This window comes from Cronobacter muytjensii ATCC 51329, from assembly GCF_001277195.1.
Taxonomy (GTDB): domain Bacteria; phylum Pseudomonadota; class Gammaproteobacteria; order Enterobacterales; family Enterobacteriaceae; genus Cronobacter; species Cronobacter muytjensii.
In genome coordinates this window covers 1,008,729-1,033,114 of sequence record NZ_CP012268.1, presented here as the reverse complement: position 1 = coordinate 1,033,114, position 24,386 = coordinate 1,008,729, and the positions used below count along the sequence as shown (strand labels likewise).

Genomic DNA, 24,386 nt, shown 5'->3' with positions numbered 1-24,386 from the left:
TTACAGGTTAGCGTGACTTTGCCCGACTGGCCGTCTTTTAACACTCACGTTCTTGCTCTTTAATTTTCGCTTTGTTCAAGAAAGGTTTTGAACTGCGGCGACATCCAGGTGGCGAAGCCGTCGCCCTCCCGGGTGATGAAATAGACTGCGAGCTTCTCGCGCAGCGCCACGGCCTTCGCTTTTTCCGGGCCGAGCACCATCAGGCCGGTGTCCCAGGCGTCGGCTTCGAGCGCCGTCGGCGAAATCACCGTGACCGAGACCAGCTTATGCGTAATCGGCCGACCGGTCGCCGGATCGATGACGTGCGAAAGGCGCTTACCGTCGAGCTCATAATAGTTGCGGTAGCTGCCGGACGTGCTGATGCCGTGGCCGTTGATATCAACCACCGCCTGGACGGCGTTTTCCCGATCGGTCGGCTTCTGTATCGCCACGCGCCATGGGCGGCCGCCGGGGTTCATGCCACGGCTGGCGAGCGCGCCGCCCACCGACACCAGATAACGGCTGACGCCCTCTTCTTCCATCAGGCGCGCCAGATGATCGGCGGCGTAACCTTCCCCTACGGTCGAGAGGTCAACAAAGAGATCGGGCAGGTCTTTTTGCAACCACTGCTGCCCGGCGCCGTTAATGACCTTAAGGCGCGACAGCCCGGTGCGTGCGCGGGCGGCGTCAATCTGCGCCTGATCCGGCGTTTTCACCGGCTGTTTATCCGGCCCGAACCCCCAGAGGTTAACCAGCGGCCCGATGGTGATATCCATCGCGTTATCGGTTTTCGCGCCGACGCGCAGCGATTCAGTCACAATATCCGCCATCGCTTCATCCACCGGCCAGGGCGCGGTGGTGCGGGCGTGGTTAAAGCGCATCAGCGCCGAATCGTCTTTCCAGGTGGACAGCAGCCGGTCGTCGGCATCAAGCCGCGCCTGAATTTTGTCACGCAGCGTCTGCGCGCGCGCGGCATCCACGCCCGCCAGACTGACGCGCCAGGAGGTGCCCATCGTTTTGCCTTCCAGCACCAGCGCCTGCGGGGAGGATGTCGGGGCGTTGTCGCATCCGGCGACGGTCAAAGCGACGGCCAGCAGCGCGGTGCGTATACCAGATAATTTCACGCGTTTCTCCTCTGTAACGGCGGCCCAAGGTTACCTTATTTTTTGCAGACATAAAAAAAGGAGCCCGCAGGCTCCTTTGGCACATCAGGTCGGAGATTAGAACTGGTAAACCAGGCCTACCGCTACGACGTCATCGGTACCGATGCCAGCCGCGCGGGTGAACGCGTTGTCATCCAGCAGGTTGATTTTGTAATCAACGAAGGTGGACATGTTTTTGTTGAAGTAGTAGGTCGCGCCCACGTCAACATATTTCAGGATGTCCTGGTCGCCGTAAGAAGCGCCGGTGGTTTTGTTAGCGATGTCTTTACCGCGGGACTGCAGGTACGCCACAGACGGACGCAGGCCGAAGTCGAACTGGTACTGTGCAACCACTTCGAAGTTCTGCGCTTTGTCAGCGAAGCCGTAGATGTCGCTGCGGTCATCAGCGGTGCCAGTAGAAGTACCGAAACGGGTCGCGTTGTAAGTCTGGGAGTACTGCGCCGCCAGGTAGATGTTGTTCGCGTCGTATTTCAGGCCGCCGGAGTAAACTTCCGCGTGGTCGCCTTCGCCATAAACGCCTGCGCTGTTCTGGTCAGCGGTACGTTTGGAAGAAGCCATCGCACCACCGACGCTGAAGCCTTCGCCCAGATCGTAGGTCAGGGACATGCCGTAGCCGTCGCCGTTCTGTTTCAGCAGGCTACGACCACCAGCGGCGTCGTTCTCACCGGAAACGCTGCCGTTTTTACCCTGGTATTGCAGGGCAAAGTTCAGGCCGTCAACCAGACCGAAGAAGTCGGTGTTGCGGTAAGTCGCGATGCCGTTGCCGCGAGACTGCAGGAAGTTGTCAGCACCGTAGGTGTCGCCGCCGAATTCCGGCAGAACGTCGGTCCAGGAGGTCACGTCGTAGATAACGCCGTAGTTACGGCCGTAGTCGAAAGAACCTGCGTCGCCGAATTTCAGACCTGCGAACGCCACACGGGTCCAGGACTGGTTGTCGCTTTCAGAGGTGTTGCCCTGGATCTGGTATTCCCACTGGCCGTAACCGGTGATCTGATCATTTACCTGGGTTTCGCCTTTGAAGCCGATACGCATGTAGGTCTGATCGCCATCATTGCTGTTGTCGTCAGAGAAGTAGTGCTCAGCGTCCACTTTACCGAACAGATCTAATTTATTGCCGTCTTTATTATAGATTTCTGCCGCGTTTACGCTGCCTGCAACCAGCAGTGCCGGTACCAGCAGGGAGAGAACTTTAACTTTCATTATATTAACCCTCTGTTATATGCCTTTATATACTTATTATTGCCACTGCTCACTAATTCTCTGAACTAGTGGGCGAATCCATTGTCCGAAACCGGAGCCGAATAATCCAACAGGAATATGATACGAAAACTTTTTAGGTGTTTCACAATACCTACAAAATGTAACAATATATTAATACTAAGGAACTTTTTTCCGCACTAATCGCTAAATATATTCGCACAATTAATCAAGAAACTATAAATAATTCTTAAAAATCAACAAACTACCCATTCGGATTAGTTACCGCACTGAATGCCAAAACCTAATGAGAAGAGTCCACTAGAATTACTCTCGCTATCATCATTAACTTTATTTATTACCGTCATTCATATCTGAATGTTCGTTTTACCCCTATTACCGCCGGATGCTTGCATCCGGCATTTTTTTGCCCAATTTTTAGTTTCAACTATTTGCGGGTGAATTAAAGTAAAATTAACGACTATTAAATAATCACATTGCCGTAATTTTGTTCGTCTGCGAATAAAAATGACAATAATGGCTGTCCGCCTCGTCTTTTATCTCTCCCCTTCCATGCCCGATCCAACCGCAGTTTCAGACCGTTCTCACCATCTGGTAAATCATACGTTTCGCTTTATACTTCAATGTTTGCGATACTGTTAAAAGAAGACAGGTGTCGACCCGACAAGCCCTGTGCTACGGGCGTTGCGCTCCGGTTTCGCCGCGACGCCGCAGGACAAGAAGGCTAAAAAATGGATAGCTGCCGCCCGCGCAGCACGGTTCTTTTTTCTTTACACGGCGCAGGCCGGTGGATTACGCACAATAATGAGTCAGCCAGACGCAATGATCCCCAATAAATTTTCCCTTATGCCGGGCAGCATTACCCGTTTCTTCTTATTACTGATCGTGGTGCTTCTGGTGACGATGGGCGTGATGGTGCAGAGCGCCGTTAACGCCTGGCTGAAGGATAAAAGCTATCAGATTGTCGACATTACCCACGCGCTGCATAAACGTGTGGATACCTACCGCTACGCCACCTGGCAGATTTACGACAATATCGGCGCGAGCGCTGCTGGTCAGAACGGCGAAGGGCTACAGGAAACGCGTCTGCGCCAGGATGTCTATTATCTCGAAAAACCGCACCGCAAAACCGAAGCGCTGATTTTCGGCTCTCACGACAGCTCGACGCTGGATATGACGCAGCGGATCTCAAGCTATCTCGATACGCTGTGGGGCGCGGAGAGCGCGCCCTGGTCGATGTATTACCTGAACGGCCAGGATAACAGCATGATCCTTATCTCGACGCTGCCGCTCAAAGATCTCTCCTCCGGCTTTAAAGAGAACTCGATTAACGCGATTGCCGATTCGCGTCGCGCCGAAATGCTCCAGCAGGCAAACGCCCTGGACGAGCGCGAAAGTTTCTCGCCGCTGCGCAAGCTCGCCTGGCAGAACGGCCACTATTTCACCCTGCGCACCACTTTTAACCAGCCGGGCCATCTCGCGACGGTAGTGGCGTTTGATATTCCGATTAACGATTTGATCCCGCCGGGAATGCCGCTGGAAAGCTTCCGCCTGGAGCCCGACAGCAGCCAGAGCGCCCTCGCAGGCCAGGATAAAGAAGACCCGGACAGCGTCAACATTAACTTTAACAGCACGCGCATTGAGATCTCCTCGGCGCTGACCAGCACCCAGTTGCGGCTTATCTGGGAAGTGCCGTTTGGCACGCTGTTGATGGAAACGCTGCAAAATATCCTGCTGCCGTTACTGTTGAATATCGGCCTGCTGGCGCTGGCGCTTTTTGGCTATACCACGTTCCGCCATCAGCCGAGCCGCCCGGTTGAGACCGCCACCAGCAGCACCAATAACGCCGAACTGCAAATGCTGCGCGCGCTGAATGAAGAGATCCTGAGCGTCCTGCCGCTGGGCCTGCTGGTACATGATCAGGAATCTAGCCGCACCATCATGAGCAATAAAATCGCCGATCACCTGCTGCCGCATCTGAATCTGCAAAACATCACCTCGATGGCGGATCAGCATCAGGGCATTATTCAGGCGACGGTGAACAACGAACTCTACGAGATCCGGCTTTTCCGCAGCCAGGTGGTGCCGCGCACGCAGATTTTTATTATCCGCGATCAGGATCGTGAAATTCTGGTGAACAAAAAACTCAAGCAGGCACAGCGCCTGTATGAGAAAAACCAGCAGGGGCGCTCCGCGTTTATGCAGAATATCGGCGCGGCGCTGAAAGACCCGACGACGCAGCTCGCCCGTCAGGCGGCGCTGATTGAAGCGCCGGAAAGCCAGGTGCTCGCCGAGCAGGCCGAACGTATCGCCCGTCTGGTGGATGAAATTCAGCTGGTGAATCAGCTGGAAGCCGATTTCTGGCGTCCGACGCCGAGCGATTTCACCATTCAGGAGCTGATAGACGAAGTCGTGCCGGAAGTGCTGCCGGTTATCAAACGTAAGGGCCTGCAGCTGCTTATCAATAACCAGCTCTCCGCCAATGAAGAGCGCCACGGCGACCGCGAGGCGCTGCGTAAAGTGCTGCTGATGCTGTTGCACTACTCTGTGACGACAACGCAGATTGGCAAAATCACGCTGGAGATCATGGCCGAAGAAGGCGCCCGTGAGCGTCTGCTGTTCCGCGTGCTGGATACGGGCGAAGGTATCAGCAACAGCGAAATCGATAATCTGCACTTCCCGTTCCTTAACGATACCTCCACCGATCAGTTCGGCAAGGCCAACGGGCTCACTTTCTATCTGTGCAACCAGCTGGCGCGCCGCCTCGGCGGGCATCTGAATATCAAAGCCCGCAAAGAGCTCGGCACGCGCTATTCGCTGCACGTGACGATGCCGGTGGAGCCAATGGAGACCGAAGAGAGCGACGAGCGTCTGCTGGATGACGTTATCGCAATGATTGATATTACGTCGAACGAAGTACGTAATGTGGTGGTGCGTCAGCTCGAACAGTGGGGCGCATCCTGTATCACGCAGGACGAAAGATTATCGAGTCAAGAGTTTGATATATTTTTAACGGATAATCCGTCTAATCTTACTGCCAACGGCCTGCTTTTAAGCGATGATGAGGCCGGCGTACGACGCATCGGACCGGGACAGCTGCGCGTCAACTTTAATATTAGTCACGCCATGCAGGAAGCAGTGCTACAACTAATTGAAGAGCAACTGGCTCAGGAAGATATTCCTGAATCCCCAATGGGCGGCGATGAAAATGCGCAGCTTCATGCCAGCGGCTATTATGCGCTGTTCGTCGATACGGTACCGGATGATGTTCAGAGATTGTATACTGAATCGTCCGCCGGCGATTTTGCTGCGCTGGCGCAGACCGCGCACCGCCTGAAGGGCGTGTTCGCGATGCTGAATCTGGTTCCCGGCAAACAGTTATGTGAAACACTGGAGCATCTTATTCGCGAGAAGGATGCCACAGCCATAGAAAAATATATCAGCGACATTGACGTTTACGTCAAGAGCCTGCTGTAGCAAGGTAGCCTAATACATGAACAATATGAACGTAATTATTGCCGATGACCATCCGATTGTTCTGTTCGGCATTCGCAAATCTCTTGAACAAATCGAGTGGGTGAATGTTGTCGGTGAGTTCGAAGATTCCACAGCATTAATTAACAATTTGCCGAAGTTAGACGCGCACGTCCTTATCACCGACCTTTCCATGCCGGGCGATAAATACGGCGACGGCATTACGCTTATTAAATACATTAAGCGTCATTTCCCGACTTTATCTATTATCGTGCTGACCATGAACAACAACCCGGCTATTCTGAGCGCCGTGTTGGATCTCGATATCGAAGGGATTGTTCTCAAGCAAGGCGCGCCGACCGATCTGCCGAAAGCGCTGGCCGCACTGCAAAAAGGCAAGAAGTTTACCCCGGAAAGCGTCTCCCGCCTGCTGGAGAAAATCAGCGCTGGCGGCTATGGCGATAAACGCCTGTCGCCGAAAGAGAGTGAAGTGCTGCGCCTGTTCGCAGAAGGTTTCCTGGTTACCGAAATCGCCAAGAAACTGAACCGCAGCATCAAGACCATCAGTAGCCAGAAGAAATCGGCGATGATGAAGCTCGGCGTGGATAACGATATCGCGCTGCTGAACTACCTCTCCTCTGTCAGCCTGACGCCTGCGGATAAAGAGTAATGCCTCCCGTCCCTGCCCGCGCGGGCAGGGACATCCGCTGTTCCCCGCCCTGCTTTTCACACCGAAAGATGAATGCCGCTTACGGGTCATTGATGCGTTTTGCTTATCGGTTTTGTCACGCCGCGTGCAGGCGCACCGCCGCCAGTGACGAGGCGCCCTGCGATCATACGCGCGCCTTGCGCACCCGGTCAGCATAGACCGCCAGCGTCTGTTTCAGCACGTCCAGCGTTACCGGTTTGGAGAGACAGCTGTCCATTCCCGATTCAATACAGCGCTGTTTCTCTTCCGCCAGCGCATTCGCGGTCACGCCCACAACCGGCAGCGTCAGGCCCAGCTGGCGAATACGCTGCGTCAGGCGATAGCCATCCATGTTCGGCATGTTGACGTCGCTTAAAACGATATCGATATGGTTTTTGCTGAGCACGTTGAGCGCGTCCACACCGTCATTGGCGGTGCGGCACTGGTAGCCCAGCGTACCAAGCTGATCGGCGAGCAGACGGCGGTTAATCGGATGGTCATCCACCACCAGAATCATCATATCTTCGTTCTGCTCGGCGCTCGCGGCGGCGGCCGGCAGCGTCGGTTCGCTGCCCGGCACTTCAACATTGATGCTGTAGATACGGCCCAGCAGGGTCAACAGCTCATGCGGCGCGGCCACGCTATGCATCCAGACGCCAGGGCTGCGCTCTACCGGCATGCCGATGTGGCGGCGGCAGAAGAGGATCGCCGCCCTGCCCTGCCACGCGACGCAATTCTCGTCGTCGGTGATCAGAATGTCGTCTTTGTCCGGTGTTTCACCGTGATGGTTCTGAACGCGCAGATTGTTGCGCGTCAGCATCCCTTGCAGATATTCGCAGAGCGACGCGTTACGCACCGCCAGCCAGAAGCGTTTATTAGAAAGCCCGTCGACGTTCGGTTTCGGCGGCAGCTGCGCCTGCCACTGCGGAATGCGGATAGTAAACTGACTGCCCATGCCCGGTTCGGTGTCGACTGAGATATCGCCATCCATCATGTTGATCAGTTTTTCGCAGATAGCGAGCCCCAGCCCGGTGCCCTGGAAATTGCGCTGCACGCCAGTGCCGACCTGGAAGAATGGATCGAACAGACGCACCACTTCTTTCGCCGGAATACCGACGCCGGTATCGCGCACGCGGAAGCAGAGGTAATCGCCCTGGGTGCCGACATGCAAAATAATGCAGCCGATATCGGTAAATTTAATGGCGTTGCTGAGCAGGTTGGAAATCACCTGCTGCAGGCGCATTGGGTCGCCAAGCAGCGTCATGGGCACGTCCGGCTCGATAAAACAGTACAGCCCGAGCTGTTTGCGCACCACCAGCGGCTGATAGTTGGCGGTGATGTGGCTCATCACTTCGCGCGGGGAAAACTCCCGAGGTTCGATTTTCAACTGCTCCGACTCGATTTTTGAGAAATCGAGAATATCGCTGATTATCTTCAGCAGCAGGCTGGAGGAGTTGTGCATTGCAGTCACGAGCCTGTCGACGCCTTTCGGCAGCTCCTGAGTCTGCAACAGATCGAGGTTGCCGATAATGCCGTACAGCGGCGTGCGCAGCTCGTGGCTGACGGTCGCGAGGAACATCGATTTCGACTGGCTCGCCTGCTCCGCCGCCTGGGCCATCTCCTGCAGCGACTCTTCCATTTTGACGCGCGCCGAGACATCCACCAGCACGCAGATCGCTACGTTTTCATTGCGATAGCGCGAATGGACGAAGCTGATTTGCAGGTTGGTATTGTTGCTGGTGAGCACGTCGACGAAGTTCACCTGCTGCCCGCAGATAATCTGCGTCAGCCGCTGGCGGTCCTCGTGCGTCAGCATATTCAAATAGTTATGCGCAAGCTCGTTGGAAATAATATTGGTGCCGTCCTGGGTGCGCAGAATACAGATCCCGACCGGCGCCGACGCGACGATTTTACGGTTGAACTGCTCATGCTCTTCGAGACGCTGAGCGTCGTTTTCCGCCGGGATGAAAATGCGCCGCTCATACATGCGCGCCAGCGTAAACAGGACAATCCCCACCAGCACGTTCAGCAGCACGGCGTTAAGGATAAGCATCCGGATGCGCTCCAGCACTACATCAACCGGTACGGAATAGACGATGCTTAATGACGACGGCGGCAGGCTCTTTTTCAGGATCAGCTGCTTAAAGCCCGACGTATAGCCAAACCACGCGCGCTCCTGCTCCCATTCGCCGTCGCGCTCAAGACGCGTCTCCGGGCCAGTCAGCGCAAACAGCGGACGGTCATTTTCATCAAGGATTGTCACGCCCATCGGCATGCTGCCGGGCGTAAAGAAGTTTTCCATGCGGATGGTCTGTTCGATACCCAGCAGACCCTGCAGGCGGTTCGCCAGATATACCGGCGTCAGGGAATAGAAATAGCCGACGCCCGGGCGCGGCCCCTGCGACACCCAGAACAGGCTGTTGCCGCGCTCATCCTGCGGCGCGTTGCGGTATTTCACGATACGCTCATGCAGCGCCTGTAGCGTTTTGTCGCGCTCAAGGGGGATTTCACGCAGGCCAAAATCCGCCATGCACAGATTATCGGAGCCAATCAGAAACACGCGGTTTAAATCGTAGGCGGCCGAGAAGTTGTCGTGCCAGTAGCGTAAAAACCAGGAGAGCGACTGCAGAGAACCGCGCCAGCTGGTGCCGAGCGTATTACAGTCGGAATCGGAAAACAGCGGCACAAACGTCGGCGCGGTGAGAGGATCGTTCTGCCCGCGTCCGTTTTTCAACAGCGCGTCGATATTATCCAGCCGGTTTTCGGCAACATACTTCAGCTCTTTCATGACGTCAGAGGTGCGCTGAATGTAGCGCTGCGCCTGATCGTAGCTCAGGTTAAATTCCTGACGAATTTCCGACTCTTTTACGTGCAGCGCGTTTACGATGTAAAACACCGAAAACAGGGCGATAAGCAGCCAGAGCAGCAGCGCCAGCGCCCGGAAAAGATAACGCGACACCTTAAGCGTCGAGCGGAAAGAGACGAAGTATTTCAAAGGGGCACCAGCTAGCCGTGAGGTCACAAAAAGGAATGCCGTTAAGGTAGCCGCAAAACCCTTGTGCCGCAACGGCAACGACATTATCCGGAGATATTCAGAGCAGCCTGGCGCCTTGCGCGCCGAAAAAAAGAAAGGGCCGGTAAAACCGGCCCTTTCGTGTGGCAACGCGTTGTCTGCGACAGCGCGTGACGATTACTCGTCAGCGTCATCCGCCGCATCGTCATCAGCGTCGGTTTCCGGCGCGATTTCATCGTCGCCTTCCGCCACGCTGCCGTCGATGGAGTCGAGCTCTTCGTCATCCACCGGCTCGGCGACACGTTGCAGCCCTACCACGTTTTCATCTTCCGCCGTGCGGATGAGGATAACGCCCTGGGTGTTACGGCCCACCACGCTGATTTCCGATACGCGCGTACGCACAAGCGTACCGGCATCGGTGATCATCATTATCTGATCCGCGTCGTCTACCTGCACCGCGCCAACCACCGGGCCGTTGCGATCGGTGACTTTGATGGAGATAACCCCTTTGGTCGCGCGCGATTTGGTGGGGTACTCTTCCACTGCGGTACGTTTGCCGTAACCGTTCTGGGTGGCGGTCAGGATAGCGCCTTCGCCGCGCGGCACGATAAGCGACACGACGCTGTCGCCTTCGCCGAGGCGAATACCGCGTACGCCGGTGGCGGTACGCCCCATCGGACGCACAGCGTCTTCTTTAAAGCGCACCACTTTGCCCTGCGCGGAGAACAGCATCACTTCGTCCTTACCGGCGGTCAGGTCGACGCCAATCAGCTCATCGCCTTCGTTCAGGTTCACCGCGATGATCCCGGCGGTACGCGGACGGCTGAACTCGGTCAGCGCCGTTTTCTTCACGGTACCGCTGGCGGTCGCCATAAAGACGTTGACGCCCTCTTCGTACTCGCGTACCGGCAGAATCGCGGTGATACGCTCATTCGCTTCCAGCGGCAGCAGGTTAACGATAGGACGCCCACGGGCGCCGCGGCTCGCTTCCGGGAGCTGATAGACTTTCATCCAGTAGAGACGACCGCGGCTCGAGAAGCAGAGGATCGTGTCGTGGGTGTTGGCCACCAGCAGGCGGTCGATAAAGTCTTCTTCTTTAATACGCGCGGCGGATTTGCCTTTACCGCCGCGGCGCTGCGCTTCGTAATCCGTCAGCGGCTGATACTTCACATAGCCCTGATGAGACAGGGTGACCACCACATCTTCCTGGTTGATCAGGTCTTCAATGTTGATATCGGCGCTGTTCGCGGTGATTTCGGTGCGGCGCTCATCGCCGAACTGATCGCGGATCAGCTCCAGCTCTTCGCGGATCACTTCCATCAGGCGATCGGCGCTGCCGAGAATATGCAGCAGCTCGGCAATCTGGGTCAGCAGCTCTTTATACTCGTCGAGCAGTTTTTCATGCTCAAGGCCGGTGAGCTTTTGCAGACGCAGGTCGAGGATCGCCTGAGCCTGTTGCTCGGTCAGCCAGTATTTACCGTCGCGAATACCAAATTCCGGCTCCAGCCACTCCGGACGCGCGGCGTCATCGCCCGCGCCCTCCAGCATCGCTTTCACGTTGCCGAGATCCCACGCCTGCGCGATCAGGCCCGCTTTCGCTTCCGCCGGCGTTGGCGCGCGGCGAATCAGCTCAATGATTGGGTCGATGTTAGCAAGCGCAATCGCCAGCGCTTCTAAGATATGCGCGCGATCGCGGGCTTTGCGCAGTTCAAAAATGGTACGACGGGTCACCACTTCACGGCGGTGGCGAACAAACGCCGCCAGGATATCTTTCAGCGGCATGATCTTCGGCTGACCGTGGTGCAACGCCACCATGTTGATGCCGAAAGAGACCTGAAGCTGCGTCTGGGAATAGAGGTTATTGAGCACCACTTCGCCGACGGCGTCGCGTTTAATTTCAATAACGATACGCATGCCGTCTTTGTCAGACTCATCGCGCAGCGCGCTAATGCCTTCAACGCGTTTTTCTTTCACCAGCTCGGCGATTTTCTCGATCAGGCGCGCTTTGTTCACCTGATACGGAATTTCGTGCACGATGATGGTTTCACGGCCGTTCTTCGGATCGACTTCGACTTCCGCGCGCGCGCGAATATAGATTTTGCCGCGACCGGTGCGATACGCCTCTTCAATGCCGCGACGGCCATTGATGATGGCGGCGGTCGGGAAATCCGGGCCAGGGATGTGTTCCATCAGCCCTTCAATGCTGATGTCTTCATCATCGATATAGGCGAGGCAGCCGTTAATCACTTCCGTCAGGTTATGCGGCGGAATGTTCGTCGCCATCCCGACCGCGATACCGGAAGCACCGTTTACCAGCAGGTTCGGGATTTTGGTCGGCATGACGTCAGGGATTTTTTCCGTGCCGTCATAGTTATCAACAAAATCAACGGTTTCTTTATCGAGGTCGGCCATCAGTTCATGGGCGATCTTCGCCAGACGGATTTCCGTATAACGCATCGCTGCGGCGGAGTCGCCGTCGATAGAACCGAAGTTGCCCTGACCATCCACCAGCGTGTAGCGCAGCGAGAACGGCTGAGCCATACGCACAATGGTATCGTAGACGGCGGAATCACCGTGGGGATGGTATTTACCGATTACGTCACCAACGACACGGGCGGATTTTTTGTAGGCTTTATTCCAGTCATTGCCCAACACGTTCATGGCGTAAAGTACGCGACGGTGTACCGGTTTGAGGCCATCTCGGACATCCGGAAGCGCGCGGCCGACAATAACCGACATCGCGTAATCCAGATAGGAGTTCTTTAACTCTTCCTCAATGTTGACCGGTGTAATTTCTCTGGCAAGGTCGCTCATCTGACCGTTATCCCTCTACTGTGTCCCGGATTCAAAGGTCGCAAATTATAACACAGCCGCGCCCTATTCGGTAAACCGAATAGCCCCGTCAGGCCGCTTTATTCCCCACTGACGCCTGTTATACTCGACGCTCTTGCGAAGAAAGGAGTAGAGGCGTCCATGAATGCTGAAAAACCGCCCGTTGCGCACAACGTAGACTTAGAAGAAATCGCCAAATTTGAAGCTGTCGCTTCGCGCTGGTGGGACACTGAAGGGGAGTTTAAACCGCTGCATCGCATTAACCCGCTGCGTCTTGGCTATATCGCCGAACGCGCCGGCGGGCTGTTTGGGAAAAAGGTGCTGGATGTCGGTTGCGGTGGCGGCATTCTTTCTGAAAGCATGGCCCGCGAAGGAGCGAACGTTACGGGGCTCGATATGGGCGCCGAGCCGCTCGCGGTCGCGCGCCTGCACGCGCTGGAAAGCGGCGTGGAGCTGGAGTATGTCCAGCGCACGGTAGAAGAGCACGCGGCGCAGCATCCTGGCGCTTATGACGTGGTGACCTGCATGGAGATGCTGGAGCACGTGCCGGACCCGCGCTCGGTGGTGCAGGCCTGCGCAAAACTTGTGAAGCCCGGCGGCCACGTCTTTTTCTCCACGCTCAACCGCAACGCCAAATCCTGGCTGATGGCGGTGGTCGGCGCGGAATATGTGCTGCGCATGGTGCCCAAAGGCACGCACGACGCTAAAAAGTTTATCCGCCCTTCCGAACTGCTGGGATGGGTCGACGAAACCCCGCTTGAAGAGCGTCATATTATCGGCCTGCATTACAACCCGCTGACCAACCGCTTCAAGCTCGCGCCTGGTGTTGATGTTAACTACATGTTGCATACACAGGCTAAAAACCCTGCCTGATAGAAGCTTTTGGTATTAAAAATTGCGCAACGTTCTGTTGCGCAATTTCTTTCCTGACCAGGAAATCAGCGTTCGATCAAATTTTCATTTTTTTTCCTGCCGCCTTGACAAGCCCTCAAGCCCTTATGCAATGAGGACTTACTTAATTTCCGGATTTTGCAAACGCAAATTAATACCGAAATCAAGCCTTGTTCTCAAAAGAATCCGAACTAGAATACTCACCATATAGCGTTTCACTTATCTCAAACCCCCTATATATAGTATTTATCCACAAGTTAGTCACTTGTGGATAAGCGGGGGATATTTCTATTTTCACGGATTTCACGGACAGGTATTACCCATGAATCAGAGTCTGCTGGTAACAAAACGAGATGGCAGCCAGGAACGCATTAACCTGGATAAAATTCATCGTGTTCTGGACTGGGCTGCGGAAGGTCTGCATAACGTCTCCATCTCCCAGGTAGAGCTGCGTTCTCACATTCAGTTCTACGACGGCATCAAAACCTCCGATATTCATGAGACCATCATCAAGGCGGCGGCGGACTTAATCTCCCGCGACGCGCCGGATTACCAGTACCTGGCCGCGCGCCTGGCGATTTTCCACCTGCGTAAAAAAGCCTACGGCCAGTTCGAGCCGCCGAAGCTTTACGATCACGTGGTGAAGATGGTTGAGCTGGGCAAATATGACCATCACCTGCTGCAGGATTACAGCGAAGAAGAGTTTGCGCAGATGGACGGCTTTATCGACCACTGGCGTGACATGAACTTCTCCTACGCCGCCGTGAAGCAGCTCGAAGGTAAATACCTGGTGCAGAACCGCGTGACCGGCGAGATCTACGAAAGCGCGCAGTTCCTCTACATCCTGGTGGCGGCGTGCCTGTTCTCCAACTATCCGCGCGAAACCCGCCTGGATTATGTGAAGCGCTTCTACGACGCGGTCTCCACCTTTAAAATTTCACTGCCGACGCCGATCATGTCTGGCGTGCGTACCCCGACCCGTCAGTTCAGCTCCTGCGTGCTGATCGAGTGCGGCGATAGCCTGGATTCCATCAACGCGACCTCCAGCGCCATCGTGAAATACGTTTCCCAGCGCGCCGGTATCGGCATCAACGCGGGCCGCATCCGTGCGCTCGGAAGCCCCATTCGCGGCGGCGAAGCGTTTCACACCGGCTGCATCCCGTTCTATAAGCATTTCCAGACCGCGGTGAAATCCTGCTCCCAGGGCGGCGTTCGCGGCGGCGCGGCGACCCTCTTCTACCCGATGTGGCATCTGGAAGTGGAAAGCCTGCTGGTGCTGAAAAACAACCGCGGCACCGAAGCGAACCGCGTGCGCCACATGGACTACGGCGTGCAGATCAACAAGCTGATGTACCAGCGTCTGCTGAAAGGCGAAGATATCACCCTCTTCAGCCCGTCTGACGTGCCCGGCCTGTACGATGCGTTCTTCGCCGATCAGGACGAATTCGAGCGTCTGTACACCAAATATGAGCAGGACGAGAGCATCCGCAAACAGCGCATTAAAGCGTCTGAGCTGTTCTCCCTGATGATGCAGGAGCGCGCTTCCACTGGCCGTATCTACATCCAGAACGTGGATCACTGTAACACCCACAGCCCGTTCGACCCGGTCGTCGCGCCGGTGCGCCAGTCCAACCTGTGCCTGGAGATAGCCCTGCCGACCAAACCGCTGGAAGACGTTAACGACGAAAACGGCGAAATCGCGCTCTGCACCCTCTCCGCCTTCAACCTGGGCGCTATCGAGAACCTGGACGAGCTGGAAGAGCTGGCTATCCTCGCGGTGCGTGCGCTTGACGCTCTGCTGGATTATCAGGATTACCCGATCCCGGCGGCGAAGCGCGGCGCAATGGGCCGTCGTACCCTCGGCATCGGCGTGATTAACTTCGCGTACTACCTGGCGAAGCACGGCGTACGTTACTCCGACGGCAGCGCCAACAACCTGACGCACAAAACGTTTGAAGCCATTCAGTACTACCTGCTGAAAGCCTCCAACGAGCTGGCGAAAGAGCAAGGCGCGTGCCCGTGGTTCAATGAAACCACCTACAGCAAAGGCATCCTGCCTGTCGACACCTACAAGAAAGACCTGGATGCGATTGCAAACGAGCCGCTGCACTACGACTGGGAAAGCCTGCGCGAATCCATTAAAACGCACGGTCTGCGTAACTCCACGCTGTCCGCGCTGATGCCGTCCGAGACCTCGTCGCAGATCTCCAACGCCACCAACGGCATTGAGCCGCCGCGCGGCCACATCAGCATTAAAGCGTCGAAAGACGGCATTCTGCGTCAGGTTGTGCCGGACTACGAACAGCTGAAAGATCAGTATGAGCTGCTGTGGGAAATGCCGGGTAACGACGGTTATCTGCAACTGGTGGGCATCATGCAGAAATTTATCGACCAGTCGATTTCTGCGAACACCAACTACGATCCGACGCGCTTCCCGTCAGGCAAAGTGCCGATGCAGCAGTTGCTCAAAGACCTGCTGACCGCGTATAAGCTCGGCGTGAAGACGCTGTACTATCAGAACACTCGCGACGGCGCGGAAGACGCCCAGGATGACCTGGCGCCATCCATTCAGGATGACGGCTGCGAAAGCGGCGCATGTAAGATTTAAACGCAGGGCGGGGAAACCCGCCCTCTTGTTGTTAAGGCGGCAGGAGGCGCATTGCCTGCCTGCCCTGGGAAATAATCGCAACAGTCATCTGTAAGGCGGGGAAGCGAAGCGCCACCCGCCGTTAACAACCGATATTGTTTGCAGACAGGATTTACGTCATGGCCTACACCACATTTTCACAGACGAAAAACGACCAGCTTCTTGAACCCATGTTCTTTGGCCAACCGGTCAACGTGGCGCGTTACGATCAGCAAAAATATGAAATTTTCGAAAAGCTTATCGAAAAACAGCTGTCGTTTTTCTGGCGCCCTGAAGAAGTGGACGTTTCCCGCGACCGCATCGATTTCCAGGCGCTGCCAGAGCATGAAAAACACATTTTCATCAGCAACCTGAAATACCAGACGCTGCTCGACTCCATCCAGGGCCGTAGCCCGAACGTGGCGCTGCTGCCGCTGATCTCCATCCCGGAGCTGGAAACCTGGGTGGAAACCTGGGCGTTTTCCGAGACCATCCACTCGCGCTCTTACACCCATATCATCCGCAATATCGTCAACGATCCGGCGGTGGTGTTTGACGACATTGTTACTAACGAGCAGATCTTAAAGCGCGCCGAAGGCATCTCGCACTACTACGACGACCTGATCGAGATGACCAGCTACTGGCATCTGCTGGGCGAAGGAACCCACAGCGTCAACGGCAAAACCGTGACCGTGAATCTGCATGAGCTTAAGAAAAAGCTCTACCTGTGCCTGATGAGCGTCAATGCGCTGGAAGCGATCCGCTTCTACGTCAGCTTCGCCTGCTCCTTCGCCTTCGCCGAGCGCGAGCTGATGGAAGGCAATGCCAAAATTATCCGTCTTATCGCCCGTGACGAAGCGCTGCACCTTACCGGCACTCAGCATATGCTGAACCTGATGCGCAGCGGCGAGGACGATCCGGAAATGGCTGTGATCGCCGAAGAGTGCAAACAGGAGTGCTATGACCTGTTCGTGCTGGCCGCGCAGCAGGAGAAAGAGTGGGCGGAATACCTGTTCCAGGGCGGTTCGATGATCGGTCTGAACAAAGACATTCTGTGCCAGTACGTCGAGTACATCACCAACATCCGTATGCAGGCGGTGGGCCTGGATCTGCCGTTCAAGACCCGCTCCAACCCAATCCCGTGGATCAACACCTGGCTTGTGTCTGATAACGTGCAGGTGGCGCCGCAGGAAGTGGAAGTGAGCTCTTATCTGGTCGGCCAGATCGATTCAGAAATCGACCACGACGATCTGAGCAGCTTCCAGCTCTGATATGGGTCGTATTACGCTTCGCGTGACGGGCACCGAGCTGTTGTGCCCGGACGAACATCCTTCTCTGCTGGTGGCGCTGGAGTCACACGCGGTGACGGTAGAATACCAGTGCCGCGAGGGCTATTGCGGTTCCTGTCGGTGCAAGCTGGTCGCAGGCCAGGTGCAGTGGCTGACCAAACCGCTGGCGTTTATTCAGGAAGGCGAGATATTACCCTGCTGCTGTAAACCGCAGGGCGATATCGAGATTGAAATGTAGTGGCATCAGGTGGCGCAGCGCCTGGCCGGCCTGGATTACCGGGTGTTTTCAATAATGCAGGCCGGGTAAGGCGCAAGCCGCCTCCATCGTGATGGACGGGCCTGTGACGCATCGCCCGCCCCTTACCCGTTCTGACCTCACCTCGCTTTTAAAAATTGCACCGCTTTATCCGGGAAATCGGTAAACAGCCCGTCCACCTCCGCCTTGTGATACAACACGTCATAAAGCTGATTGACGTCCGTGGCGTAATCCGGTAACTGGTCGGCGCGCACCGTATACGGGTGCACCTGCAAATGGCTGTCGTGCGCCTCTTTTGCCATCGCGGTCAGCGTCACCTTCTCTTTCGTCGAGCCTTCCGCCACCAGCATATGGTAATCCGGCCCGATACCGTCGGCGTACTGGGCTATCTGCTTCATCGCGCCCGGCTTAAACATCCAGTCGTAGCTGTAGTTTACCCATTTGCCGTCCGGCTGCTTCTGCTGGGTTTCGTTCCAGTCGCTGTAGGCGATAAGCTGCACCAGCTTCAGATCCATCTTAAGCTTCGGCTCCAGCTCGTTCTTAATACGCTTAAGCTCAATGGCGTCAAAACATTGCAAGTAAACCTTATCCTGCTTCGTGGTGTAGCCATATTTTTTCAGAGTATCGAGGGTCTTCGCAGCGATGTCTTTCCCTTCCTGATGATGGAACCACGGCGCTTTGATCTCCGGGTAGATGCCGATGTTTTTGCCGGTAGCGTGGTTCAGCCCCTGCACAAACTCGATCTCTTCTTCAAAAGTATGCACCCGGAAATCCGATTTACCCATCGGGAAACGGCCCGGGAACGTCTGTACTTTTTTGCCGTTGTCCAGCTCAAAGCCTTCGGTAAACCGGAGCGATTTAATCTCCGCAAGCGTAAAGTCGATGGCGTAGTAACGGCCATCTTTGCGCGCGCGATCGGGGAACCGCTCGGCGACATCGGTCACGCGATCCAGATAGTGATCGTGAAGCACCACCAGCTGGTCGTCTTTGGTCATCACCAAATCCTGTTCCAGATAATCGGCGCCCTGCGCGTAGGCCATCGCTTTAGCGGGCAGCGTATGCTCAGGCAGATACCCGCTGGCGCCGCGATGGGCGATAACCAGCTTATCCGCCGCCAGCGCGCCTGCCGACATCACGCCTATCGCCAGCGCCGCCAGCGTCATTTTCAGTGTCATCGGTGCTCCTTATCCGCGTTTCGCCTGCATGTCGTGGTGATGCTTATGCTCACCCACCATCACGATAATCAACAGCAAGACCGCCAGAATGCTGCCGCCGATCATCACCATAAAGCCGCCGTCCCAGCCGAAGAAATCGACGGTGTAACCAACGATGGCGCTCGCCGCGACGGAACCGCCAAGATAGCCGAACAACCCGGTAAAGCCCGCCGCGGTGCCCGCCGCCTTTTTCGGCGCCAGCTCCAGCGCATGCAGGCCAATCAGCATCACCGGGCCGTAAATCAGAAAGCCGATAATAATCATGCACGCCATGTCGACATGCGGGTTGCCCGGCGGGTTGAGCCAGTAAACGATCGTGGCGATGGTCACCAGGGTCATAAAGAACACGCCGGTCGCGCCGCGGTTGCCGCGGAACACTTTGTCCGACATCCAGCCGCAAATCAGCGTGCCGGGGATGCCCGCGTATTCATAGAAGAAATAGGCCCAGGAGGATTTATCCAGCGCGAAATGCTTTACCTCTTTTAAATAGGTCGGCGACCAGTCGAGAATGCCGTAGCGCAGCAGGTACACAAACACGTTGGCGATGGCGATGTACCACAGCAGCTTATTGGGCAGCACATACTGCATGAAAATCTGCTTCGCGGTCAGCTCTTCTTCGTGCTTCTCGTTATAGTCATCCGGATAGTCATTTTTATACGCTTCGATCGGCGGCAGGCCGCAGGATTGCGGCGTATCGCGCATCAGGGCAAAGGCGATAACCGCCACAAGAATTGCGCCGAAGGCGGGCATATACAGCGCGGCGTGCCAGTCGTTAAACCACGCCATGCCGAGCAGAAACAGCAGCGGCGGAATGCCGCCGCCCACGTTATGGGCGCAGTTCCACACCGAAACAATACCGCCGCGCTCTTTCTGCGACCACCAGTGCACCATGGTGCGCCCGCAAGGGGGCCATCCCATGCCCTGGAACCAGCCGCACAGGAACAGCAGTACAAACATCACCATGATGCTGGAGGTCGCCCACGGCACGAAGCCCATAAACAGCATCACCGATGCCGCAAGGATCAGCCCTGCCGGCAGAAAGACGCGCGGATTCGAGCGGTCGGAGACCGAACCCATAATGAATTTCGAGAATCCGTAAGCGATGGAAATGCCAGACAGCGCAAATCCCAGATCGCCGCGCGAAAAGCCCTGCTCCACCAGATACGGCATCGCCAGCGCAAAGTTTTTACGCACCAGATAGTAAGCGGCATAGCCGAAGAAAATTCCCATAAAAATCTGCCAGCGCAGGCGACGATAGTGCGGATCTATCTCGCCCTCAGGCAGCCTTGCGCGATGCGGGGCGGGTTTAAAAATACTTAACATCACTGTCTCCTGCTTATTAGGTATCAAACTATTCGTTTTGTTTATGTTTCCTTAGCGAGCGTGATAGTAGGTAAAAAGGATTATTTATGCTGTGAAACATCGCACAAATTGTTACAGATTTATGACAATCGAACACAAAGGCGCATTTTTACACGCTGTCTTTTTCGGTTTATGCGCGTTTTCTTTCGTTTAGGGTCAAAATAGCAGAAATATGCACCAGGCAGGTGCAGAAGCGTTAATCAGACAGGGGCCGTCAGGCAGCGGAAACCAGAGGCAGAGAAGACAAAAAGTACGCGGGCGCGCGGCGCTGTCGCCCGCGCCCGCCGTAGGGTCAGACGTTTAGCGTTTCGACCACCTGCACCCAGCCCTGGCTTGCAGTCACGTCTTTGCCGTTCAACCAGCGGCGCACCAGCGTCAGCGCCATCATCGCGCAAATCTCCTGGCGGATACGCCGCGCATAGCGACTGGCGTTAAAGCGCAGGCGCACGGCCTGTGTGCCCTGCGGCGTGGTCAGGGCAATATTGAGCTCATCGTCTTCAAAGCTTGCGATACTCAGCGCTAAATCCGCGAGATGGCGGCGGCGGCGATCTCCATTCCAGTGCGCGGTCTGCGCCAGCGTCTCGACCTGCGCGGGCAGCACTTCGCTCGCCAGCAGCGGCGCGTCGGCCTCACTGAGTTGCAGCGCCAGCAGGCCCGCGGTGAACTGCTCGCTCAGGGTAATGCTGAGCTGCTGTTCACGCAGGCAGCGGGCAATCTGCATCGGCAGCGTTTCTGTCCCTTCAAAAATCAGGCTGTCGCCCGCCACTTCACGCACGGTCGGCCAGATAGCCTCCATCTCAGCACGGCGAGAAGCCGGCCCGGTGAGCTTAAGCTCGATAATCGGCGTTGAGGAGCGATAGCCCATCACCACCTCCGGCGGCAGCGTCAGGGTATCGAGCTGTGCGGCGAGATCGCTTTCGGAGCGCCCGAACGTGGTCAGACGCAGACAGAGCGGCGGCTCGGGGAAGGTAAAGCGCGCACGCAGGCGTGGCAGGATCTCATGCTCCACCATCCGTTTAAATTCTGATGGTACGCCGGGGGTGAAGAAAATCAGACAGCGGTTGAGTTTAATGGCGAACCCGCAGGCGGTGCCGACCGGGTTGTCTATCATTTCGCTGCCCGCCGGCAGCAGCGCCTGTTTGCGGTTGCTCGGCGCCATCGCCCGACCGCGCTCCGTGAAAAACCGCTCCATTGTCGCCAGCCAGCCTTCGTGCAGTTCAAGCTCCACGCCCAACGCACGCGCCGCCGCTTCGGCGCTCAGATCGTCGCTGGTCGGCCCCAGGCCACCGTTAACAATGAGGATATCGGCGTGTTGGCTGCGCTCGGTCAGCGCCGCCACCAGCGATTCCAGGCTGTCGCCCACGGTATTGCGCCGGGTTAACGGCAATCCCTGATCAAAAAACAGCGAGGCCAGCCAGGCGGCGTTCGTATCGACAATCTGACCATGCAGCACTTCGTCGCCGGTCGAGAGCATTTCTGTCTGTAGCATTATTTTCTCCGCATGAAGGGAAGGCTTTACTATAGCGCGCAGAGAAAGGAAGGAGGAAAAAAACAGGCGCAGCGGTGGCCGCGCCCGGAAAATCAGAAGCCTGCGCTCACGCCGAGGTACGGGCCGTCAGCCACTTTGCTGTCGCGATCGCCATCTTTACCGGTCATGTTGATATAGCGGTAACCGGCTTCAATGCTGAGAGGACGGAACAGAGAGAAACGCGCGCCCGCGCTCGCTTCCTGGTAATCATTCACGCCGCTGGAGAGCGAATCCGGCGAGTAGTAGTAGTCGCCAAACAGGGAGAAACGCTGCCCGATATCCCAGCGCACGCCGCCGCCGACAGCCGCCGCGTAGCCTTCATCCCCTTCGTTCGGGTTCAGGTAAATCGCCTTGACGCCCGGCGTGACCATAAACGGCCCCAGCGGCATGTTGAAGCCCAGGCCGACGCCGACGATATCGCCGTGATCGTCGTTATGCGCCCAGTTGCCGGTCAGTTGCAGGCCGCTGCTTTCGGTGCCGAAACCTGCGCCCATGTTGGTGTAATGCTCGCCCACCGAGCCGTTAACGCTAATAGCGCTGGCCTGCGTGGCGGCCAGCAGCAGGCTGGCCATCGCTAAACGAAATATGTTTTTCATTCCATGTATCTCAAAAAAAAGAAAAAAGGACCCTGTAAACGCAACGCGGCATTGTACCTGTATCCGGTCTGCAATCAACGTGGCGCGGCCCGCGCGCCGCAATGAGAGGGTAAAAAAGAGAAAACATCTATGCCGAAAAGCATTAAACGCCGCTTTGGCCGGGCGGCGCGCGATGAAGCGGCAACCGCACGCGGACCAGCAATCCGCCGAGCCTGTCGCCGTTGAGCAGTTCCGCGCGGGTACGGTGCCAGCGAGCGATATCATTCACCAGCGCCAGCCCAAGCCCGGCGCCGGGATGCATGCCAGCGTTATCGAGACGGCGAAACGGCGTCAACGCCTGATCGCGCTGGGTCGCGTCGATACCGGGCCCGCTGTCTTCCACTTCAAGCATCGCCTCACCTGCCGCGACGCGCACGCGTACCGTCACCACGCCGTCCGCTGGCGTATATTTCAGCGCGTTATCGAGCAGATTGGCGCACAGCTCCGCCAGCAACAGCGGCTCCGCCAGCACATATACCGGCCCCTCTTCGCCTTCGTACCCCAGATCTACCGGTTTGCTGCGCGCCTGCGGCAGACGCGAGAAGCAGCTTTCACGCGCGGTCGCCACCAGATCGACTTCACAGTGCGCGCGCGTCTCGCCGGGCTCTGGGCGGCGCAGCGTCGCCAGTTGCAACAGGCGTTCGGTCAGGTCAACGGTCTGATCGAGCGTCGCGCTCATGGCCTGTAAGCTCTCCCGCCACTGGGCCGGATCGTCGCTTGCCAGCGCTACCGCGGCCTGGGTTTTCAGCACGGCAAGCGGCGTTTTTAACTGATGAGAGGCATCAGCGCTGAAGCGCTCCTGACGCGCAATCAGCGCGCGCAGGCGGCTGATATAACGGTTAAAGGCGATAATCAGCAGCCGCGTTTCCGACCACGGCAGCAGATCCGGCAGTGGGGTCAGTTCGCCGGGCGAGCGTCTGACCATCAGGCGCGACAGCTTGCGCATCGGCTTTAATACCCGGCGCAGCAGCAGGCCAGCAAGCAACAGCGTCAACAGCACCAGCCCGCCCTGAGAGAGCGCGGATGAGATAAGCAACTGGCGCGCCAGCAGGTGACGCGACTGCAACGTCTCGGCGACGTAAATCTCCGCCATGCCGTTGATGCCGCCCTCGTTAACCGGCTGTAACAGCCGCGCCACGCGAAGTCGCTGACCCTGATAGGTGGCGTGATAAAACCACGCCAGCGCCGGGTAGAGATCGGTGCGCGCCACGCCGCGCGGCATCGCCGGGAGATCGTCATAGCCGGAGATAACCCGCCCGTGGGTGTCCTGCACTTTGTAATAGAGGCGGTCGTTCATGTTGCGCTCGACGCTGTCGAGCACCACCCAGGGCACATCCGCCTGCAGTTCGCCGTGATGCACATTCAGCCGCTCGGCCACGATACGCGCCGAGGCTAACAGCGTGCGATCATACGCCTGGGTCGCGGCGTTCAGCGCGCTGACATAACTGTTTAACGCGGAAAACGCCCACAGCAACAGAAGCGGCAGGCCGAGAAACAGCAGCAGCTTGCCGAGCAGCGATTCAGGGCGCAACCAGCTCATCGCTGCACTCCAGCACATAGCCCAGCCCGCGCAGCGTGGTGATTTGTACGTTGCTCGCCAGCAGCTTTTTGCGCAGCCGGTGAATATAAATCTCAATACTCTCAGGGCTGACGTCGTCGCTCAGGCTGAACACCTGTTCGAAGAGTTGCTGGCGCGACACCGGACGACGGCGACGGAACATCAGCACGGTGAGCAGCGCATGCTCGCGCGGCGTCAGCGCCAGCGGCTTGCCCTGTAACTCAAAATAGCCCGCGTCGTGGAATATCAGCTCGCCTAAGCGCTGCGCCTCCTGCACCTGTCCTTCGCTGCGTCGCACCAGCGCGCGCAACCGCGCCTCCAGTTCGCTCAGATCAAAGGGCTTCGGCAAATAGTCGTCCGCGCCTTCGTTAAGCCCTTTTACCCGGTCGGCCACGCTTGCGTGGGCGGTGAGCAGCAGCACCGGCACCGCCTGGCCGCGGCGGCGCAGGCGGGCCAGCACCTCCAGCCCGCTCAGACGCGGCATTTCGATATCCAGCACCGCCACGGCGTAATTTTCATTTTGCAGCAGATGGTCCGCCGCCAGCCCGTCGCCAACGCAATCCACGGCAAAGCCGGTATTCGTCAGCGCTTTCTCCAGCCAGTGAGCCAGCTCACGGTTATCTTCGGCAAGTAAGAGACGCATGTCACATCCAGTAAAGT

The 24,386-nt window shown here is 56.9% G+C and carries 16 protein-coding genes; 6 read left to right on the top strand and 10 right to left on the bottom strand.

The genetic code is table 11. The features are described from left to right. Positions 1–59 precede the first annotated feature (59 nt). Together apbE and AFK63_RS04800 are read right to left on the bottom strand one after the other, a co-directional pair. On the bottom strand, positions 60–1,103 hold the full coding sequence (apbE, locus tag AFK63_RS04805; RefSeq protein WP_038861712.1) for an FAD:protein FMN transferase ApbE: 1,044 nt from the start codon (positions 1,101–1,103) through the stop codon (positions 60–62). Positions 1,104–1,199: 96 nt separating this feature from the next. Further along, complete coding sequence (locus AFK63_RS04800; protein ID WP_038861709.1) at positions 1,200–2,342, bottom strand: porin OmpC; 1,143 nt, start codon at positions 2,340–2,342, stop codon at positions 1,200–1,202. 840 nt (positions 2,343–3,182) lie between these two features. Between AFK63_RS04800 and rcsD the strand changes: the two genes are divergently transcribed. Together rcsD and rcsB are read left to right on the top strand one after the other, a co-directional pair. Next, a complete protein-coding gene (rcsD, locus tag AFK63_RS04795) occupies positions 3,183–5,837 on the top strand; it encodes a phosphotransferase RcsD (RefSeq protein WP_038861708.1) in 2,655 nt (884 codons plus the stop codon). Between the two features lie 16 nt (positions 5,838–5,853). Next, positions 5,854–6,504 (top strand): response regulator transcription factor RcsB, encoded by a 651-nt coding sequence (gene rcsB / locus AFK63_RS04790; protein WP_007676706.1) that lies wholly within the window; start codon positions 5,854–5,856, stop codon positions 6,502–6,504. Positions 6,505–6,667: 163 nt separating this feature from the next. On the opposite strand, the gene rcsC is transcribed toward rcsB, so the two are convergent. After that, complete coding sequence (gene rcsC, locus AFK63_RS04785) at positions 6,668–9,517, bottom strand: two-component system sensor histidine kinase RcsC (RefSeq protein WP_038861706.1); 2,850 nt, start codon at positions 9,515–9,517, stop codon at positions 6,668–6,670. Between the two features lie 195 nt (positions 9,518–9,712). Then, positions 9,713–12,349: a DNA topoisomerase (ATP-hydrolyzing) subunit A gene (gyrA, locus tag AFK63_RS04780; protein WP_038861698.1), complete on the bottom strand. Its 2,637-nt coding sequence runs from the start codon at positions 12,347–12,349 to the stop codon at positions 9,713–9,715. A 159-nt stretch (positions 12,350–12,508) separates the two neighbouring features. Between gyrA and ubiG the strand changes: the two genes are divergently transcribed. The 4 genes from ubiG (at position 12,509) to yfaE (ending at position 17,411) form a co-directional block, all read left to right on the top strand. Beyond that, the gene (ubiG, locus tag AFK63_RS04775; RefSeq protein WP_038861692.1) at positions 12,509–13,240 is read left to right on the top strand and encodes a bifunctional 2-polyprenyl-6-hydroxyphenol methylase/3-demethylubiquinol 3-O-methyltransferase UbiG; all 732 of its coding nucleotides are present in this window, start codon (positions 12,509–12,511) and stop codon (positions 13,238–13,240) included. Positions 13,241–13,580: 340 nt separating this feature from the next. Then, on the top strand, positions 13,581–15,866 hold the full coding sequence (gene nrdA, locus AFK63_RS04770; protein ID WP_038861690.1) for a class 1a ribonucleoside-diphosphate reductase subunit alpha: 2,286 nt from the start codon (positions 13,581–13,583) through the stop codon (positions 15,864–15,866). A 158-nt stretch (positions 15,867–16,024) separates the two neighbouring features. Further along, positions 16,025–17,155, top strand: a complete 1,131-nt coding sequence (gene nrdB, locus AFK63_RS04765) for a class Ia ribonucleoside-diphosphate reductase subunit beta (protein WP_038861682.1) — start codon at positions 16,025–16,027, stop codon at positions 17,153–17,155. Between the two features lies 1 nt (position 17,156). Next, positions 17,157–17,411, top strand: coding sequence for a class I ribonucleotide reductase maintenance protein YfaE (yfaE, locus tag AFK63_RS04760; protein ID WP_007716129.1), 255 nt, complete (start codon positions 17,157–17,159; stop codon positions 17,409–17,411). 137 nt (positions 17,412–17,548) lie between these two features. Here the strand turns inward: yfaE and glpQ are convergent, their stop codons facing one another. The 6 genes from glpQ to tctD form a co-directional block, all read right to left on the bottom strand. Next, entirely contained in the window at positions 17,549–18,604 is a 1,056-nt protein-coding gene (glpQ, locus tag AFK63_RS04755; protein ID WP_038861678.1) for a glycerophosphodiester phosphodiesterase, read from the bottom strand. 9 nt (positions 18,605–18,613) lie between these two features. Then, positions 18,614–19,966, bottom strand: coding sequence for a glycerol-3-phosphate transporter (glpT, locus tag AFK63_RS04750; protein WP_038861675.1), 1,353 nt, complete (start codon positions 19,964–19,966; stop codon positions 18,614–18,616). A 331-nt stretch (positions 19,967–20,297) separates the two neighbouring features. After that, the gene (locus AFK63_RS04745) at positions 20,298–21,494 is read right to left on the bottom strand and encodes a nicotinamide mononucleotide deamidase-related protein YfaY (RefSeq protein WP_038861673.1); all 1,197 of its coding nucleotides are present in this window, start codon (positions 21,492–21,494) and stop codon (positions 20,298–20,300) included. A gap of 92 nt (positions 21,495–21,586) precedes the next feature. Then, positions 21,587–22,129, bottom strand: coding sequence for a YfaZ family outer membrane protein (locus tag AFK63_RS04740; RefSeq protein ID WP_038861671.1), 543 nt, complete (start codon positions 22,127–22,129; stop codon positions 21,587–21,589). Positions 22,130–22,271: 142 nt separating this feature from the next. After that, positions 22,272–23,708 carry a sensor histidine kinase gene (locus AFK63_RS04735; protein ID WP_038861668.1) on the bottom strand — a complete coding sequence of 479 codons (1,437 nt, stop codon included), beginning with the start codon at positions 23,706–23,708 and terminating at the stop codon, positions 22,272–22,274. After that, positions 23,689–24,369, bottom strand: coding sequence for a transcriptional regulator TctD (gene tctD / locus AFK63_RS04730; protein ID WP_038861662.1), 681 nt, complete (start codon positions 24,367–24,369; stop codon positions 23,689–23,691). The genes AFK63_RS04735 and tctD overlap by 20 nt, the downstream gene beginning before the upstream one ends. Positions 24,370–24,386 lie beyond the last annotated feature (17 nt).

Coding starts and splice junctions, on each gene's coding strand:
- AFK63_RS04735 (WP_038861668.1), bottom strand. CDS start 23,708: ATGAGCTGGTTGCGCCCTGAATCGCTGCTCGGCAAGCTGCTGCTGTTT.
- glpT (WP_038861675.1), bottom strand. CDS start 19,966: ATGTTAAGTATTTTTAAACCCGCCCCGCATCGCGCAAGGCTGCCTGAG.
- AFK63_RS04740 (WP_038861671.1), bottom strand. CDS start 22,129: ATGAAAAACATATTTCGTTTAGCGATGGCCAGCCTGCTGCTGGCCGCC.
- AFK63_RS04745 (WP_038861673.1), bottom strand. CDS start 21,494: ATGCTACAGACAGAAATGCTCTCGACCGGCGACGAAGTGCTGCATGGT.
- AFK63_RS04800 (WP_038861709.1), bottom strand. CDS start 2,342: ATGAAAGTTAAAGTTCTCTCCCTGCTGGTACCGGCACTGCTGGTTGCA.
- tctD (WP_038861662.1), bottom strand. CDS start 24,369: ATGCGTCTCTTACTTGCCGAAGATAACCGTGAGCTGGCTCACTGGCTG.
- gyrA (WP_038861698.1), bottom strand. CDS start 12,349: ATGAGCGACCTTGCCAGAGAAATTACACCGGTCAACATTGAGGAAGAG.
- glpQ (WP_038861678.1), bottom strand. CDS start 18,604: ATGACACTGAAAATGACGCTGGCGGCGCTGGCGATAGGCGTGATGTCG.
- rcsB (WP_007676706.1), top strand. CDS start 5,854: ATGAACAATATGAACGTAATTATTGCCGATGACCATCCGATTGTTCTG.
- ubiG (WP_038861692.1), top strand. CDS start 12,509: ATGAATGCTGAAAAACCGCCCGTTGCGCACAACGTAGACTTAGAAGAA.
- yfaE (WP_007716129.1), top strand. CDS start 17,157: ATGGGTCGTATTACGCTTCGCGTGACGGGCACCGAGCTGTTGTGCCCG.
- nrdA (WP_038861690.1), top strand. CDS start 13,581: ATGAATCAGAGTCTGCTGGTAACAAAACGAGATGGCAGCCAGGAACGC.
- nrdB (WP_038861682.1), top strand. CDS start 16,025: ATGGCCTACACCACATTTTCACAGACGAAAAACGACCAGCTTCTTGAA.
- rcsD (WP_038861708.1), top strand. CDS start 3,183: ATGATCCCCAATAAATTTTCCCTTATGCCGGGCAGCATTACCCGTTTC.